Source organism: Mesorhizobium tianshanense, from assembly GCF_007830515.1.
Lineage (GTDB): Bacteria > Pseudomonadota > Alphaproteobacteria > Rhizobiales > Rhizobiaceae > Mesorhizobium > Mesorhizobium tianshanense.
This window is the reverse complement of record NZ_VLKT01000038.1, coordinates 43549-60732: the sequence shown is the minus strand read 5'-3', so window position 1 is coordinate 60732 and position 17184 is coordinate 43549. Positions and strand designations below refer to the sequence as shown.

The following is a 17184-nucleotide window of genomic DNA, read 5'->3' as shown; positions in this document are numbered from 1 at the left end:
AAAATCGGTGTTGCGGGCGCTTGGCTCGCAACACCTCGTCGCAACCGCAAGGCGCCTTCGGAATATAGCAATGCAGTACACCGCCACCGTCAGTCGCATGAAGGCCGCCGGCGCCCCGCCCCGGCTGTCGAGCTTCGCACAATGGGCGGATCGCCACTTCAAATGGCTGTTGGTCGCGCCAGCCGTGCTGCTGATCCTGGCGCTGTCGATCTATCCGCTGCTGTTCTCGCTGGTCGTATCCTTCATCAACTATGATTTCCAGGTGCCGGGCCACGGCTTTGTCGGATTGAAGAATTTCGAGCGGGTCGTGTTCGATCCCGTTGCGCGTTGGTCGCTGTTGCTGACAGCGTGGCTGTCGGGGGTCAGCGTCGCCATCGAATTCGTGCTCGGCCTTCTGGTGGCGTTGACCATGGTGCGCAGCTTTCCGGGCCGCGGCGTGATCATGTCGATCCTGATCGTGCCGTTGTTCATCAGCCCGGTCATCGTCGGCCAGGCCTGGACACTGCTGCTGCAGCGGCCTTTCGGGCCGACCAACTACATTTTGACGCAGTTGTTGGGGCAGGAGGTGACGATCGGCTGGATGACCGAAGCCCCTTGGCTCTATGTCTCGCTGATCATCGCCGATGTCTGGCAGTGGACGCCATTCATGTTCGTCATCCTGCTCGCCGGGCTGACCGCCATTCCGCCGAACCTCTATGAGGCGGCGGAACTCGACGGCGTCAATGCCTGGCAGGCGTTCTGGGCGATAACCCTGCCGCATCTCGCGCCGATGATGCTGCTGGCGCTGACCTTTCGGCTGCTCGACGCCATCCGCATGTTCGATACTATTTTCATCATGACCGGCGGCGGGCCGGGTACGCGGACCTACACGGCGTCCTACTATCTCTACACGGTCGGCTTCACCCAGTTCCACCTGTCCCAGGCGACCGCCGGAAGCTGGCTGTTCCTGATCTTCACCGCGCTCGTGGTGACGCTGCTGGTGCGGCGCCTTTTGAAGGCGGAGCCGGTCTGATGGCCGCTGTCGCGCCAGTCCGCCGCCCGAAACGCCGGTCGATACCCGTGGGCCGCATCCTGCTGCTCGGCTTCTTCCTGCTCTTCGTGCTGTGGCCGCTCTACTGGATGTTCAACACGTCAATCAAGCCGAGCGACGACTACCTCACCGTGCCGCCGGTCTGGTTCCCCAGCGCGCCGACGCTTGTCCACTACGAAGCCGCGCTGTTCGCCTATCGCGGCCTCGACGGGCTGATCAACAGCCTGATCATCTCACTGTCGGCAACGGTGCTCTCGGCCTTGTTCGGCACGCTGATGGCCTACAGCCTGGCGCGCTACAACACCGGCGGCCAGCATCTGTCCTTCTGGGTGCTGTCGCAGCGCTTCCTGCCGCCCATCGGCATCGTGCTGCCGGTATTCCTGATCTATCGCGGCGTCGGCCTCTACGACACGCATATTGGCCTGATCATCGCCTATACGGTGTTCACGCTGCCGGTATCGGTATGGATGATGTTCGCCTATTTCCGCGGCATGCCGAAATCGATGGAGGAGGCGGCCCTCGTCGACGGCTGCACGCGCTGGGAGGCATTCTGGCGCGTCGCTGTGCCGCTCGCCGCGCCCGGCATCGTCGCGGCGGCCGTCTTCGCCTTCATCGCCTGCTGGACGGAGTTCTTCTTCGCACTGATCCTGACCAGCCGCACTGCTTTCACGCTGCCAACGGTGTTCCGCGCCTTCATCGGTTTCCAGGGCGCGCAATATGGCGAGGCGGCAGCCCTTGCAATCGTCTCCCTCGTGCCGTCGATCGCACTGGGAGTCCTTGCTCAACGACATCTCGTGCGCGGGCTGACGCTCGGCGCCGTTCGCGGATAGAAAGGGTCGGCATGGCCGAAGTCAGGATCACCGGCTTGCACAAGCGCTACGGCGCCTTCCATGCCGTGCGCGGCATAGACCTCGACATTCGCGATGGCGAGTTCACCGTGCTGGTCGGCCCGTCCGGCTGTGGCAAGAGTACGCTGCTGCGGACCATTGCAGGGCTGGAGGAGAGTTCGGAAGGAACGATCGAGATTGGCGGCGAAGTGGTCAACGATTTCCGACCGCGCGACCGCGATGTGGCAATGGTGTTTCAAGATTATGCCCTCTATCCACACATGAGCGTGGCGAAAAACATCGGCTTCGGCCTGAAGGCTCGCAAGATGCCGAAGCCAGAGGTGGAGGCACGCGTCGCCGAGGCGGCGCGCATGCTTGGCATCACCCCGCTGCTCGGGCGCTTTCCGCGTCAACTATCCGGCGGACAGCGCCAGCGCGTCGCCATCGGCCGCGCCATAGTCCGCAATCCCCGCATCTTCCTGTTCGACGAGCCGCTGTCCAATCTTGACGCGCAGCTTCGTGACGAAATGCGCGGCGAGATCAAGCGCCTTCACCAGGATATCGCCACCACGATGATCTACGTCACGCATGACCAGATCGAGGCGATGACGCTGGCTGACCGCATCGTGCTGATGCGCGACGGGCTGATCGAGCAGCAGGGCGCGCCGCTCGACCTGTTCGAGCGCCCAGCCTCGACCTTCGTCGCTGGTTTTCTCGGTTCGCCGCGCATGAGCTTCCTGCCGGGCACGCTGAAGTTGGACGGCAGCGCTGCCGCCATCCGGCTCGCCGATGCGCTGCTTCCGGTCGCACCCGGCCGGACCCTCAATGGCGCCACCGATGGACAGCCGGTGCTGCTCGGGCTGCGGCCGGAACATCTGACTCGCGCGCACGCAGCAGCACCTGCGCAGGGCACATTTCGCTACGACGCAACGATCGACCTGCTGCAGCCGACCGGTTCGCGCAGCTATGCGACCTTCCGTCTCGCCGGCTCGCCTGTGATGGCGGAACTGCAGGCGCACGACGTCAGCCGTCCCGGCGAGAGGCTGCCGATCGACATCAACATGAACCGGGCCTCCATTTTCGACGCTAAGACCGAGCGAGCGATTTGACGAGGCAGCTTCCGCTTGTGGCCGGCTTGCAGCTGTCGAATCGTCGGAAATGAGTGGAAGGGGAGGTGAGGAAGGACATAAGGACCCATTCTAGGGTTTTCAGGACGCATTCGAGACGGAGGACGTGTTCGGCCGCAATGCTCTCATCACGGCCGCGCGAGTGCAGATGGTCGCGCCGGCGTTGTCAATGGCGACCTGGCCGGATTTGGGAGGAGTAGCAGAGACCGCGAGAAGACCGACATGCGTCGGCACTTTTGATCACGGAGAGAACGTAGACTGGCCGATCCTTTTCGCCCTCCTTTCGGCCCAATTCGACTTGCCACCTAAAAACGTAAGCGTAGTAGAAGATGCTGCCGTGTTTCAGCAGGTCGGCGTTATTCCTCATAGCCTTCCCCCAGTCGCCAGTCTGTCAAGATCGGCGGCGAAGGCGTCAGCCAGATCGTCGGGGGTTTCGCCGGCGGCATAGACCCGACGAGGATCGTCGGCCTTGCGGAGGCGGTCATATTGTTCTGCGGTCATGAGGACAAACTTCCTTTTGCCTCGGCGGGTGATGTCGACTGGCGCGCTGTAGGCGGCTTCGACAACCTCGCCGGATTTGTTGCTGAGATCTGTGAGAGAAAAGCTGCGCATGGTAACACGCTCCTGACGATGACTTGCCCATATATTAGGGATGTTAGCTAAAATGGGCAAGACGAAACGCCACGGGTCTGGTGGCGGAGCGAGCATCGAGGGCATTGTCCGCGTTGCGCAACTGGTCTGCCCGGGCGATGAAGCGTGTTCGATCGGCATTGTCGCGTCTGACCCGGAAATCGTCATCGACGACGCCATTGACCCGGCAACGTGTCTTGCCGGGGTCGTTGCCGGCAACCATCTTGATCAGGATTAGCTTTCGGGCGGCAACCCTTTGCCACAGTCGGACATCTTGCTCGTGACGCTGGTCCAAGATCGCAACGGAAGTTCAATTTCATTTCCTGGGCAGCCCGTCATAATGAGGCCGGCGGCGGCATTGAGAGCAAGTCTCGAGGAGGAGATGAAAATGCGGCTCAACAGGCCTTTTATTTTTGCAGGTAAAGTTTCGTCGATGCTTCCCGCAGCAGGGAGGAAACGGCGTCGACATCCGACCATCCTCATGTGTGCGGCCGTGGCGGCCGGTTCGGCAATCGCTGGTTTCGGGGCACAAGCCGCGGAAATGGGAAACTGGATCACCACCTGGGCTGCCACGCCTGCTCCGCGCTGGTCGGATGATCTTCCTGCGCCTTTCGCAGTGCCGGAGGTGCTTGAGAACCAGACCGTTCGCCAAGTTGCCCGCATCAGTGTTGGAGGCGACAGCGTCCGGGTCGTCCTGTCGAATGCTTTTAGCGCCAAGCCGCTGACTATCGGTGCCGGCAGCGTAGCAATAGCAGGCAAGGACGGCGCCGTCGATCAGGCGACCCTGAAGCCCATCACATGGGGCGGCAAGAGTTCTGTGGTCATTCCGGCGGGAGCCCCGATGCTCAGCGACCCCGTCGACCTCCCGGCAGAAGCGCTTTCCGATATCTCGGTCAGCATCTTCCTGCCGAAGAAGACGGCGCTCTCGGCGGTGCATTGGGATGGTGTGCAAACCGCCTACATCTCCGGCCCGGGCAACTTCACAAATGACGCCGCGTTCAAGGCTGACAGCACACTCAAATCACGCCTTTTTCTGAGCGATATATGGGTTGATGCCGCGCCGGATTCCCAGGCGGTTGTGTTTTTCGGGGATTCCATCACGGATGGGAATTGCTCGACTCCCGACGCCAACAATCGCTGGCCAGACCATCTCGCCAAGCGATTGCAGGAGGCCAACCGCAAGGTCGCGGTGGTCAACGAAGCCTTTTCGGGCAATCGCGTGTTGACCGACGGTATGGGTGTCAATGCTCTGGCACGTTTCGATTCTGATGTCCTGAGCCATCCCAATGTCTCGACCGTCGTCGTGATGATGGGCATCAACGATATCGGCTGGCCCGGCGAAAATGCAATCACGCCGGACGACAAGCAACCGACCGCCGAAGACATCATCACCGGATACAAACAACTCGTCGACCGCGCGCATGCCCATGGCGTACGCATCGTAGGTGCGACGTTGACCCCTTTCGCCGACACCTTCAAAGGGCTCCCTACCGAAGGGTACTACACACCCGAGAAGGAAAAGATACGCGCCACTGTGAACGAATGGATCCGCACCGGCGGCGGCTTTGACGGCGTGGTCGACTTCGACAAGGTGATGGAAGATCCGGCCAAGCCGGGATACCTGCGCGACGACTACGACTGCGGCGATAATCTCCATCCCAACGACGCGGGATACAAGGCGATGGCGGACGCGGTCGATCTCGATCTCCTGTTGGGACCAGCTAAATAGCCCGCTGCTGACCTTGCCGCGCTGCTCGGGCACCGCAGCAAGGTCGGTTCGCCCTGATCGCCGGTTTGCTTCCAGCAAATTTCCGACAAGAGGTTGTGAAATATATTTCCGTGCATGAATTTTATTGACAGTCGGGCGAACTGCTGCGAATGATCAACCGCTGAGCCTCGGGAGGAGGTTCGGTGTCATCAACCAAAAGCGGCGGCACGCAAGTGTCCGACCGCCCAATTGACCAGGCTTCGGCCGGGGGAGGACTCTTGCGCAAATTTTTGAGCATGCTTGCCATGTCGGCAGCTACCACCACTGTGTTGGCGGCAAGCCACGCCGCCGCCCAGGCCGCCAACCCGTTCCAATGCGAGCCGGGTGAAAAATACGTCATGAACGTCATGGTTTCCGGCGTCGAATATTGGTTCCCGGTCTACGAGATGTTCAAGCAGGCTGGCCAGCAGTTCGGTTGCGAGACCGAATATACCGGCACGCCCGAATACGATGTGAATAAGCAGATAGCGACCTTCGACCAGGCGCTGGCTCAGAAGCCGGCGGGCATCCTGGTGCATCCGATGAACTCCGATCCTTTCATCGAGCCCATCAATCGGGCCATAGACCAGGGAACGGCAGTGGTCACATTCGCCGCGGATTCGCCCAACTCCAAACGAGTATCTTACATCACTTCGGACAACGTCGCCGAAGGCACCTATGCCGCCGACGCAGTTGCCAAGGCGATGGACGGCAAGGGCGAATATGCGGTCCTCGAAAACCCCGGACAGGATAATCACGACAAGCGCATCGCCGCCTTCATTGCCCGCATGGAAGCCAAATGGCCTGAGATGAAGCTCGTCGGCCGCGCAGCGTCGAATCAGGATGCGACGAAGGCCTATCAGGCCGTGCTCAGCCTCGCCCAAGCGCATCCCGACCTGGGCGCCGTGTTCATGCCGGAAGCCAACTCGGCAATCGGCGCCGCGCAGGCCGCCAAGGAGGGCGGCGGCAAGATCCGTGTTATGCTGGCCGACGTTAACGCCAAGATCCTCGATATGATAAAGGCCGGCGAAATCTTTGGCTCGGTCAATCCCAACCAGGGCATGCAGGGCTACATGGGGTTCATGCTGCTGTGGCTGGCCAAGCATCCTGAGCTGATCGATCCGATGAACGACGCGCGGCGGTCGGGGTTCAACGGCATGGGCGTGCCTTTCGTCGACAACGGCTTTTCCATCGTCACTGCGGACAATGCCGACGATTTCTATTGGGATGCCTACCTCAATCGGCGCGGCACCAAGGGCATCGAGGAATAAGGTCCTTCGGGCTCTTCGGAGATGCTCGAAGCGGGCGGGGCGCTCGCGCCCCGTCGACCGGGCAATGGTCAATATCAACGCTGCAGGGGGGGGACGCAGTGACCGCCGCCGCCATTCTTGAGATCCGCGACATATCGAAATCTTTCGGCGCCATCAAAGCGCTGACCGGGGTCGGTTTCACGCTGCGGCGGGGCGAAATTCACGCGCTGTGTGGCGAGAATGGCGCGGGCAAGTCCACGCTGATGAACATCATCGCCGGTATAGTGCAACCCGACGAAGGCACCATTCGTCTCGAAGGCAAGGACGTCACCATCGCATCGCCATCCGCCGCGCAGCGGCTTGGCATAGGTCTCGTCCACCAGGAAATCGCGCTGTGCCAGGATGCCACTGTCGCCGAGAATATTCTCATGGCGGCCATCAACAATCGTCGCGCGCCGCTGATGAATTTTCGCCGGCTTAACTCCGATGCGCAGAAGATAATGAACCTGCTGGCGCCGATCCCGGTCGACACGCCGGTCGCCGACCTTTCGATTTCCAACCAGCAGCTTGTCGAAATCGCCAAGGCGCTGGCGCTCGAATGCCGGGTGCTGATGCTCGACGAGCCGACAGCCGCTCTGACCGAGACCGAGGCGCGGCGCCTTTTCGCAATCGTGCGCGATCTCAAGGCGCGCGGAATTTCAATTGTCTACATCAGCCACCGCATGGCCGAGATCTTCAACCTGTGCGACCGCGTTACGGTCTTTCGTGACGGCAGATATGTAGCGACCGATCTTATCGCTTCGGTCACTCCCAGTGATGTCGTGCGCAAGATGGTCGGGCGCGAAATCACGCAGCTCTATCCGCAAAAGCTCTCGCCTGAACGGCGCACCGACCGCCCTGTGCTGTCGGTCGCAGATCTCGCCTATCGCGAGGGTTGCGACGGTGTCAGCTTCGCGCTTCGTGCGGGCGAAATTCTTGGCATCGGCGGGTTGATTGGCGCCGGCCGCAGCGAGATGGTCCAGACCGTCTGCGGCTTGCGTCCGAAGCTGTCGGGATCGGTCGAGCTCAATGGCGAGCCAGTCAGCATCAGGACCTATAGCGATGCCGTGCGCGCCGGCCTGGTCTACCTCTCTGAGGACCGCAAAGCGTCGGGCCTGTTCCTGGACCTGTCGGTTGCGTCGAATATCTCCGCGCTGGACCTTCGGAAACTGACCACGCCCCTTGGGCTGCTCGATCGTCGCGCCGAAGCAAGGCAAGCCACCGACCTGGTGGAGCGTCACGGTGTGCGCATGGGCGGCATCGAGGCACAGGTGTCGACGCTCAGTGGTGGCAATCAGCAGAAGGTAGCCATCGCCAGGCTTCTTTCGGTTGGTCCCAAGGTGGTCATTCTTGACGAGCCCACACGCGGTGTCGATGTCGGCGCCAAAGTGGATATTCATCGCCTGCTTCGCGACCTCGCCGATCGGGGCGTCGGCGTCATCGTGATTTCATCCGAGCTTCCGGAGTTGATCGGGCTCAGCGACCGGGTGCTTGTCATACACGAAGGTGCCGTCGTCGGCGAACTCGGGGCGGACGAATTGACCGAAGAGGCGATCATGCTGCTGGCTTCGGGTGTCCGGCGGCAATCATCGAACGCAAGGCAGGCGCAGAATGTCGCTTAGACAGACTGGAGGAACCCTCATGGACGCCGAAATCAAGGCAAGCGCCCCGGGACTTGGCCGGCGCAACGGGCTGCGGCTGGGGTCAATGCGCGAGGCGGGGCTGATCGCAATCATGCTGGCGCTCTGCATCGCCATGACATTCGCCTCGCCGCATTTCCTGACTTGGGGAAATTTCCGGGCAATGCTGATGAGCTTCTCCATTGAAGGCATCGTCGTGGTCGGCATGACGATACTCCTCATCGTCGGCGGCATCGACCTTTCCGTCGGATCGGTGGTCTGCTTCTCCATGGTCGTGTCAGGCGCGCTCTTTCTGATGGGACTGGACCCGTGGACCGCGAGCCTCATCGGCATAGGTGCCAGCGCGCTGGTCGGCGCGGCGATGGGCTTCTTCGTGACCGTCATCGGGCTCAATCACTTCATCACATCGCTGGCGGCGATGGTGATCGTGCGCGGTCTTTGCCTTGTCATCACCAAGGGAACCCCGCTGTCGCTGTTCACCCTGCCGCCCGGGTTCAAGGCGATCGGCCAGGGCAGCTTCGGCAATGTGCCTTATGTCATCGTCATCTTTGTCGTGGTCGTGGCCATCTTCGATTTCCTGCTTCGGCGCGCCACCGCCTTCCGCAAGGTCTTCTATACCGGCAGCAACGAGAAGGCGGCCCAATTTTCGGGTATCAAGACCAAGCAGGTCAAATTCTGGGTCACGGTTCTCTGCTCGACTCTCGCGGGCTTTGCCGGCGTCATCTACATGTCGCGCTTCGGCGCTGCGACCCCGACCTTCGGCGCCGGTATGGAGCTCAACATCATCGCAGCGGCCGTGATCGGCGGGGCATCGCTCAATGGCGGCTCGGGCACCATCTTCGGCGCCATATTGGGCATGGCGCTGCTCTCCGTCGTCACAAGTTCGCTGATATTGCTCGACGTTTCCGTGTATTGGCAGGATATGATCAAGGGATGCATCCTGCTTGCGGCGGTATCGATTGACCACTTCCTGCACAGCAGGAAATCCTGAGCCGCAGCGCGAGAATTGAGCACCCCATCATGGCACCAACCAATTCGCGGGACGATATCACGATCGTCCGTCAGATGTATCAGGCGCTTGTGCTTCATTACATGGAAGCCAAGACGCAGGCTGAAATCGCCAAGGAGCTCGGCATCTCGCATGCAACCGTCAATCGTCTGATCAAACGCGGCCATCAACTCGGGCTTGTCGAGATCAAGATCAAGTCGCCGGTCGAGCAACTGGTCGACATCGAGGCGCGACTTGTCGCGCTAGGTGGAATCCAAAGGGCCGTCGTCGTTCCTTTCGTTTCGGACAATCCGCAGACTGCGCTCCAACGCGTCGGGGAGGCCGCGGCCAGGCTGGTGCTCGAGACGATCAAGGACGGCGACACGATTTCCATTACCGGGGGCAAGGGGGTGAGCGCCGTCGTCGCCGGCCTCAAGCCGAGCCGCAGCTACGACGTCGAGGTCATTCCCGCGACCGGTTTGGTCCAGGGCAAGCACTACACCGATGTCAACCATGTCGCGTCGCTGATGGCCGACAAACTCGGCGGGCGCGCCTATCAGATTCATGCGCCGCTGTTTGCCGACAGTCCTGCCCAACGCGACATGTTGATGGGCGTCCGGGCCGTTTCGGATGTGTTTAGCAAGGCGCGGGAAGCAACACTTGCGGTCGTCGGCATCGGCTCCATCCTGACCGACGATTCGAGCTACTACGATCTGCACCCGTCCTCGAGTGCCGACCGGCTGGCCATCGAACGCTCGGGCGCGGCCGGCGAGCTGCTTGCCCATCTCATAGACAGCAACGGCAAGCTCGCGGACTACAGCCTCAACCACTCGCTCGTTTCGCTGACGCTTGAGGAATTCGCGACCATCCCGCGGTCGATCGGCGTCGCAAGCGGCGCAAGCAAAGTGATCCCGATCCTCAGTGCCATGCGCGGCTCTCACCTCGATACCCTCGTCACCGACGAAACCACCGGCTTGAAGATCCTCGAGCTCGCCGAAGGAAATGCAGCATGAACTCTCGACAGATCACCCGTCGCATCGGCAAGTCCGGCGTTGTTGCTTCGGCAGTAGGGCTCGGCACCTGGGCCATCGGCGGCTGGATGTGGGGCGGCACGGATGAAGCGGAATCGATCGCCGCGATCCAGGCGTCCATCGATGCCGGCGTCTCGCTCATCGACACCGCGCCGGCCTACGGTCTCGGCCGCAGCGAGGAGATCGTCGGCAAGGCCATCAAGGGCCGGCGCGAGCGCGCGGTCATCGCCACCAAATGCGGCCTGAACTGGCATTCGAAAAAGGGCAACCACTTCTTCGATCAGGATGGAAAGCCGGTGAACCGATATCTCGGCGCCGACGGCATTGCTTATGAAGTGGAGCAGAGCCTGAGGCGGCTCGGCACCGACTATATCGATCTCTACATCACCCACTGGCAGGACCCGACGACCCCCATTGCCGAAACAATGGAAGCGCTCGAACGCCTCAAATCAGCTGGCAAGATCCGCGCCATCGGCGCAAGCAACCTCAACGCCGCCGAACTGCAGCAGTATATAGCCGCTGGCCAGCTCGACGCCATCCAGGAACGGTATTCGATGCTGGACCGCGAGATTGAGCAGACATTGCTGTCGATCGCGCGCCAGCATCAAGTCGCAGCCCTCAGCTACTCTTCGCTTGCGCTCGGCCTGCTTTCGGGCGCGATCGATCCGACGCGTGAGTTCAGCGGCGACGACCAGCGCAAAGACAATCCCCGCTTCTCCCAGGCCAACCTGCGCAAGGTGGCCGCCTTGAAGCATGCCTTGACCCCGGTCGCGCAGGCCCACCAGGCAACCATGGCGCAGATCGTCATCGCCTGGACGCTGGCGCAGCCCGGCATCACCTTCGCGTTGTGTGGGGCGCGGAACGCGAAGCAGGCGGTCGACAACGCCAGGGCAGGGGAGATTTCGCTGAGCGCTTCCGAACTGAACGCCGTCGATGCGGCGGTGGCCGGGCATCTTGTGGCGATCGATGCGTGATCGAAAGCGCATCTTGAAATGAATCGCATCGAGACGATCGCCGGCTTGCGCGACAACCCCGACGTTGACGTGCTCGTCATAGGCGGCGGCATTAACGGCATCAGCATATTTCGCGAACTCGCTTTGCAGGACGTCGATGTGCTGCTCGCGGAAAAGGGCGATTATTGTTCCGGCGCCAGCGCAGCCCTCTCGCGCATGGTTCATGGCGGCTTGCGCTACCTTGAAAACGGCGAGTTCAAGCTGGTCCGCGAATCTCTGCTCGAACGCGATCGGCTGTTGAAGAACGCGCCGCACTATGTTGCGCCACTGCCGACCACGGTGCCTATCTTCGACCTGTTCTCAGGCATAGCAAATGGCGCATTCCGCTTCCTTGGGCTAAGCCGTCGTCCGGGCCGGCGCGGCGCGTTGGTCATCAAGACCGGGCTTGCGATGTATGACTTCTTCACCGCCCCACGGCGGATCGTCCCGACGCACAAATTCAGGAGCCGCGCTGAAACGCTCAAGGTCTGGCCGGCAATCAATCCTGCTGTTCGCAATTCGGCGACATACTATGATGCCTGGGTCAGCCACCCCGAGCGGTTGGGTACCGAAATGCTGCACGACACCATGGGGGAAAAGCCGTCCGCTCGAGCACTCAACTATGCACGCGTCTCGCTCGGTGACGCAGGCCTGGTGCTTAACGACCGATTGTCTGGCGAAACGCTCGCCGTGAAGCCGCGGCTCGTAGTCAACGCCACAGGCGGCTGGATCGACCTGACCAATTCGGCGATCGGAGCCATTGCGCCGAAGCTTATGGGCGGCACCAAAGGTTCGCATCTGGTCGTTGACAATCGCGAGCTTCATGACGCGCTCGACGGCCATATGATCTACTACGAGAACGAGGACGGCCGGATCTGCATCCTGTTCCCCTATCTCGGCAACGTGCTGGTCGGCTCGACGGATATCCGTGTCGACGATCCCGACCAGGCGTGCTGCATGGAAGACGAGCGGCAATACATCCTGCAGTCCCTGTCCTTCGTGTTTCCCGGGATCGAGATCGCCGACACCGACATCGTCTTTCAGTTCACTGGGGTGAGGCCGCTGCCGATAAGCCAAGACAGTTTTACCGGGCGCATTCCCCGCGATCATTTCTGCGAGCTCGTCGAGGGCGCCGGTATACTGCCGCCGACGCTGTGCATGATCGGCGGGAAGTGGACAACCTTTCGATCGTTCGGCGAACTGGCAGCCGATATCGTGCTTGAGCGATTGTGCCGACAGCGCATCGTCGGCACGGAAAACAGGCCGATCGGCGGCGGCCGGCATTTTCCCATTGTTCCCGCAAAATGGTGCGCAGAACGCGCGGCGGCGCACGGTCTGTCGCTTGACCGCATGCGCAGCCTCTTCGAGCGCTACGGTACAGTGGCGGACGCCGTCGCCGCTTATATGGCAGCGGGACATGACGAGCTCTTGCCCGGCAGCGACTACTCGGCCCGGGAGATCCAATATCTCATCGCCAATGAATATGTCGAGCAGCTGGAGGACCTGTTGCTCCGCCGCACGACCATCGCCATCACCGGTGCTCTCTCGACCGACCTTCTCGATGCGGTTCTCGATATTCTCGCCGTCGAAAAGAACTGGAGCGGCGCGCGCAAGGCATGCGAGCGCACCGATTTCCTTGCCCTGTTGCAACGCCGGCACGGCGTCGATCTCGAATCTAAAAAAGACGAAGGAAGGAGCGCCGAATGCGCATCAGCAAGAAAGTCCGCATGAACCGGTTGTTCGGTGGAGCGCGCTGTCTCGACGTCGCAATCGACCATGGCGTGTGCAACGAGCCGTCGTTTCTGGAAGGGCTCGAGGACATGGCCGGCGTTGTCGCCCAGCTGGTCGCCGCGGGCCCGGACGCCATTCAGATGAACTATGGCCAGGCCGATCTGCTGCAATCCTTGCCCGGCAAGGACAAGCCGGCATTGGTCATGCGCATAGACATGGGCAATCCATATAACAAAATCCGCCATCGCTCGATGTGGGCCATCCTGCAGAACGAAGCCGAGCCACTGATCGGTGCGCTGGAAATGGACGCGGCCTGCGTGGTCGTAAATCTATTCATGCTGCCCGATGAGCCGGACCTATTTCGGCAATGCGTCCACAACATTGCCCGCGTTCGCGCCGACTGCGAAAAATACGGCCTGCCGCTGATGATCGAGCCGCTGGCAATGCTGCCCAATTCGCAACGCGGAGGCTACATGGTCGACGGCGACCCCGAAAAGATCGTCACCCTGACCCGGCTCGCAAGCGAGATGGGCGCCGACATCATCAAGGCGGACCCGACCACCGATCCCAACGACTTCCACCAGGTGGTGGCGGCGGCGCGCTGTCCGGTGCTTGTGCGCGGCGGCGGCAGGGAGGATCTGCGCGCCGTCTTCGACAAGTCGGCGGCGCTGATGGCGCAAGGCGCGGCAGGCATGGTCTATGGCCGCAACATATACCAGCATTCCAACCCTCGTGCCGTCGTGAGAGGATTGATGGCGATCATCCATGAGAATGCGGACGGTGCGGCGGCCTGGGAGCTCTACCAACAAGAATAACCTTCGCCAGCTTGGGAGGAGCGTCAATGCAGCAATACATTCTGGGTCTTGATGCGGGTAACACCGTCATCAAGGCCATCATCTTCGACACCGCCGGTCGCGAGCTCGCGCTCGCCGCCCGGGACGGCCGCTCCTGCATGCCAAAGCCCGGCCACGTCGAGCGCGACCTCGGTGAATTGTGGCGCAATGCCGTCGAGGTCATCCGGCAATGCCTCGACCAGTCGGACGTCGATCCAGGCGACATCGCGGTGATCGGATGCGCCGGTCACGGCAACGGGCTCTACGCGCTGGACCGCGGCGGCGACCCGCTGCTCGGCATCCAGTCGCTCGACACACGCGCCATCGCCATCGTGAGCGAATGGGCGACCGCGGGCGTTGGCGACCGGACCTATGTCCACTGCCTGCAACGGCCCTGGGCGGCGCAGACGCCGAGTCTGCTGGCGTGGCTCAAGCGTCATGACCTGGCGCTTTTTGCCCGGATAGGCACCGTCTTCCTGTGCAAGGATTTTGTCGTCAACCGGCTCACCGGGGCGCGCTCGACCGAGACCTCGGATATGTCGGGCTGCGGGCTTTTGCATATGTCCGAGCGACGCTACGAGCGTGAGTTGCTGGCCGCCTACGGTCTCGACGATTGTATGGAACTGTTGCCGAACGTGATGGAGGCCTCCGACATTGCCGGCCATATCACGCGCGACGTCGCCGCCGTCACCGGCCTTCGGGCGGGCACGCCCGTGGTGGCGGGCCTGTTCGACGTCGTCGCCAGCGCCATCGGTTCAGGCGTCACCAGCACCGGAGCCGCCTCCATCATTGCCGGCACCTGGAGCATCAACCAGGTTATCACCGAAGAGCCGATCCGCGATCCGTCGATCTTCATGCTGTCGACGTTCGACCCGGTGCGCTATCTCGCCATCGAATCGAGCGCCACTTCGGCTGCAAATCTCGAGTGGATCGTCCGTGAATTCTTCGAGCATGCGCCGCCGGCAGGCATATCGCCATTCGAGATCTGCAGCGAACTTGTCGCGTCCGTCGATCCCGCGGGAGACATGCCGATCTACCACCCATTCCTTTACGGCTCGCAGCACAATGGCAAGGCGCGTGCAGGTTTTTACGGCATCGCCGGCTGGCACACGCGGGCGCATATGCTGCGCGCACTGTTCGAGGGCGTCGTCTTCGAACATCGGCGCCATATCGAGACGCTGCGTCGAGCCGGAGCGACTGTCAGCCAGGCGGTTCTCTCAGGCGGCGGCTCGCGAAGCGCCGTCTGGCCGCAGATATTCGCCGATGTGCTGGGCGTGCCGGTGACGGTAGCGCGTAGCCGCGAGACCGGTGCGCTGGGCGCTGCAATTGCGGCTGGGACAGGCGTCGGCTTGTTTGCCGACTTCTCTGCGGGGGCGGCCGCCATGACCGCGCCCGACCGCTGCTATCAGCCCAACAGCGAGATCGCACCAGCCTACGAGCAGCGCTATCGTCTGTATGGCGAGATCAACCAGGCCATGGGCCCGCTATGGGACCGGATCGCAAGCGAACGGACAACCAATTGACACAGGCCGCTGCCGATCATGGACAATACGATTTCATCATCGTCGGCGCGGGTTCAGCCGGCTGCGTGCTGGCCAACAGGCTGTCGGCCAATCCGGCCATGCGCGTGCTGCTTCTGGAAGCCGGCGGCAGCGACCGCTACCACTGGGTCAACATCCCCATCGGCTATCTCTATTGCATGGGCAACCCGCGCACCGATTGGCTAATGAAGACCGAGCCGGAGGTTGGGCTGAACGGTCGTGCGCTCAACTATCCGCGCGGCAAGCTTCTGGGCGGCTGCTCGTCGATCAACGGAATGATCTACATGCGCGGCCAGGCGGCCGACTATGACGGCTGGCGACAAGCCGGAAACCTTGGTTGGGGTTGGGATGACGTGCTTCCATATTTCCGCAAGTCCGAGGATCATTTTGGTGGCGCAAACGAGCTCCATGGCGCCGGTGGCGAATGGCGCGTCGAGCGCCAGCGCCTGTCCTGGCCGATCCTGGATGCCTTCCGCGATGCTGCCGAGGAACTCGGCATCCCCCGGACCGAGGATTTCAACGGCGGGACCAACGAGGGGTCGGGCTATTTCGAGGTCAACCAGAGGAAGGGCGTGCGCTGGAACACCTCGAAAGCGTTCCTGCGGAGCGTGCTTTGGCGGCCGAATTTGCGCGTCGTGACCGGCGCCGAGACCGAGACTCTGGTTTTCGACGGAGCTTGCGTCACAGGCGTTGTCTTCCGCATGGGCGATCAGTTGCATCGTGCGCGGGCAGGCGAGACGATACTTGCCGCTGGCGCGATCAATTCGCCGAAGCTGCTCGAGCTTTCCGGCGTCGGCCGACCTGACGTGCTTGGCGCAGCCGGGATTGCGGTTCGCCACGCGCTGGAAGGCGTCGGTGAGAACCTGCAGGATCATCTGCAGATCCGCACAGTCTTCAAGGTCGCCAATGCCTCGACGCTAAACCAGCGCTACCACAATCTGTTCAGCCGCGCGGCCATGGGCGTCGAATACGCCATCCGTCGCACCGGACCGCTGTCGATGGCGCCGAGCCAGCTTGGCATCTTCGCCAGAAGCGACCCACGCCTGGAGACGCCCGATCTCGAATATCATGTCCAGCCGTTGAGCACCGACCGGCTGGGCGAGCCGCTGCATCGCTTCCCCGCGGTCACGGTTTCGGTCTGCAACCTCAGACCGGAAAGCCGCGGCACCGTCCACATAGCGGCGCCCGATCCGCACACTGCCCCGAAGATCCGGCCGAACTATCTGTCGACCGAAGGAGACAGGACTGTGGCGGTAGCATCGCTTCGCCATGTCCGCCGCTTGATGAGGGCGCGCGCCGTTGCCCGTTTTGCGCCTGAGGAAATGCTGCCCGGGGCACAATATGAAAGCGACGAAGATCTCGTCCGCAAGGCCGGCGATATCGGCACTACGATTTTCCACCCGGTTGGCACCTGCAAGATGGGCGCAGATTCGATGGCCGTGGTCGACGGCCGGCTGCGCGTGCACGGCATTTCTGGCCTGCGCGTCGTCGATGCTTCGATTATGCCGACGATCGTTTCCGGCAACACCAACTCGCCAGTGATCATGATCGCGGAGAAGGCATCGGAAATGATCTTGCAGGACGCCAATCACGAGAAGGATTCTCGGTGACGCATCTGAGCTAAAGCAGACGGCAGCCCCGTCCGCTGTCGTGCCGTCGCCTCGCTCCCATGAGGCGACGGGCCGCTCCAGACGACGCAGTCTGGCAGGGTTGGGGCTGGTCCCTGCCAGCGCATGGCCTCAGGATTTCACATCGGCGAGAAGGCGGGCTCTGTCGGC

The 17184-nt window shown here is 62.0% G+C and carries 15 protein-coding genes; 14 read left to right on the top strand and 1 reads right to left on the bottom strand.

Features of this window, described 5'->3' with window-relative positions; all coding sequences use genetic code 11:
* The first annotated feature begins 70 nt into the window (after positions 1 to 70).
* The 3 genes from IQ26_RS26315 to IQ26_RS26305 are packed head-to-tail and all read left to right on the top strand — an operon-like array spanning position 71 to position 2966.
* Positions 71 to 1012: a carbohydrate ABC transporter permease gene (locus IQ26_RS26315; protein ID WP_145721295.1), complete on the top strand. Its 942-nt coding sequence runs from the start codon at positions 71 to 73 to the stop codon at positions 1010 to 1012.
* Positions 1012 to 1860, top strand: coding sequence for a carbohydrate ABC transporter permease (locus tag IQ26_RS26310; protein WP_145721294.1), 849 nt, complete (start codon positions 1012 to 1014; stop codon positions 1858 to 1860). The genes IQ26_RS26315 and IQ26_RS26310 overlap by 1 nt, the downstream gene beginning before the upstream one ends.
* 11 nt (positions 1861 to 1871) lie before the next feature.
* The gene (locus IQ26_RS26305) at positions 1872 to 2966 is read left to right on the top strand and encodes an ABC transporter ATP-binding protein (protein ID WP_145721293.1); all 1095 of its coding nucleotides are present in this window, start codon (positions 1872 to 1874) and stop codon (positions 2964 to 2966) included.
* Between the two features lie 381 nt (positions 2967 to 3347).
* Here IQ26_RS26305 and IQ26_RS26300 read toward each other — a convergent pair whose 3' ends face one another.
* Complete coding sequence (locus IQ26_RS26300; protein WP_145721292.1) at positions 3348 to 3596, bottom strand: type II toxin-antitoxin system prevent-host-death family antitoxin; 249 nt, start codon at positions 3594 to 3596, stop codon at positions 3348 to 3350.
* A gap of 52 nt (positions 3597 to 3648) precedes the next feature.
* On the opposite strand from IQ26_RS26300, the gene IQ26_RS26295 reads away from it, so the two are divergent.
* The 11 genes from IQ26_RS26295 (at position 3649) to IQ26_RS26245 (ending at position 17016) form a co-directional block, all read left to right on the top strand.
* A complete protein-coding gene (locus IQ26_RS26295) occupies positions 3649 to 3852 on the top strand; it encodes a hypothetical protein (RefSeq protein WP_145721291.1) in 204 nt (67 codons plus the stop codon).
* 150 nt (positions 3853 to 4002) lie between these two features.
* Positions 4003 to 5343: an SGNH/GDSL hydrolase family protein gene (locus tag IQ26_RS26290; RefSeq protein WP_240547243.1), complete on the top strand. Its 1341-nt coding sequence runs from the start codon at positions 4003 to 4005 to the stop codon at positions 5341 to 5343.
* A 257-nt stretch (positions 5344 to 5600) separates the two neighbouring features.
* A complete protein-coding gene (locus IQ26_RS26285) occupies positions 5601 to 6632 on the top strand; it encodes a substrate-binding domain-containing protein (RefSeq protein WP_145721290.1) in 1032 nt (343 codons plus the stop codon).
* A 98-nt stretch (positions 6633 to 6730) separates the two neighbouring features.
* Positions 6731 to 8272 carry a sugar ABC transporter ATP-binding protein gene (locus IQ26_RS26280; protein WP_145721289.1) on the top strand — a complete coding sequence of 514 codons (1542 nt, stop codon included), beginning with the start codon at positions 6731 to 6733 and terminating at the stop codon, positions 8270 to 8272.
* Between the two features lie 19 nt (positions 8273 to 8291).
* Complete coding sequence (locus IQ26_RS26275) at positions 8292 to 9281, top strand: ABC transporter permease (protein WP_145721288.1); 990 nt, start codon at positions 8292 to 8294, stop codon at positions 9279 to 9281.
* Positions 9282 to 9310: 29 nt separating this feature from the next.
* Positions 9311 to 10291: a sugar-binding transcriptional regulator gene (locus IQ26_RS26270; RefSeq protein WP_145721287.1), complete on the top strand. Its 981-nt coding sequence runs from the start codon at positions 9311 to 9313 to the stop codon at positions 10289 to 10291.
* Complete coding sequence (locus IQ26_RS26265) at positions 10288 to 11283, top strand: aldo/keto reductase (protein WP_145721286.1); 996 nt, start codon at positions 10288 to 10290, stop codon at positions 11281 to 11283. The genes IQ26_RS26270 and IQ26_RS26265 overlap by 4 nt, the downstream gene beginning before the upstream one ends.
* 18 nt (positions 11284 to 11301) lie before the next feature.
* Positions 11302 to 13032: a glycerol-3-phosphate dehydrogenase/oxidase gene (locus tag IQ26_RS26260; protein ID WP_145721285.1), complete on the top strand. Its 1731-nt coding sequence runs from the start codon at positions 11302 to 11304 to the stop codon at positions 13030 to 13032.
* Positions 13005 to 13847 carry a class I fructose-bisphosphate aldolase gene (locus IQ26_RS26255; RefSeq protein ID WP_145721284.1) on the top strand — a complete coding sequence of 281 codons (843 nt, stop codon included), beginning with the start codon at positions 13005 to 13007 and terminating at the stop codon, positions 13845 to 13847. The genes IQ26_RS26260 and IQ26_RS26255 overlap by 28 nt, the downstream gene beginning before the upstream one ends.
* Positions 13848 to 13873: 26 nt before the next feature.
* Entirely contained in the window at positions 13874 to 15388 is a 1515-nt protein-coding gene (locus tag IQ26_RS26250) for an FGGY-family carbohydrate kinase (RefSeq protein ID WP_145721283.1), read from the top strand.
* Entirely contained in the window at positions 15385 to 17016 is a 1632-nt protein-coding gene (locus IQ26_RS26245) for a GMC family oxidoreductase (protein ID WP_145721282.1), read from the top strand. Before IQ26_RS26250 ends, IQ26_RS26245 begins: the two co-directional genes overlap by 4 nt.
* Positions 17017 to 17184 lie beyond the last annotated feature (168 nt).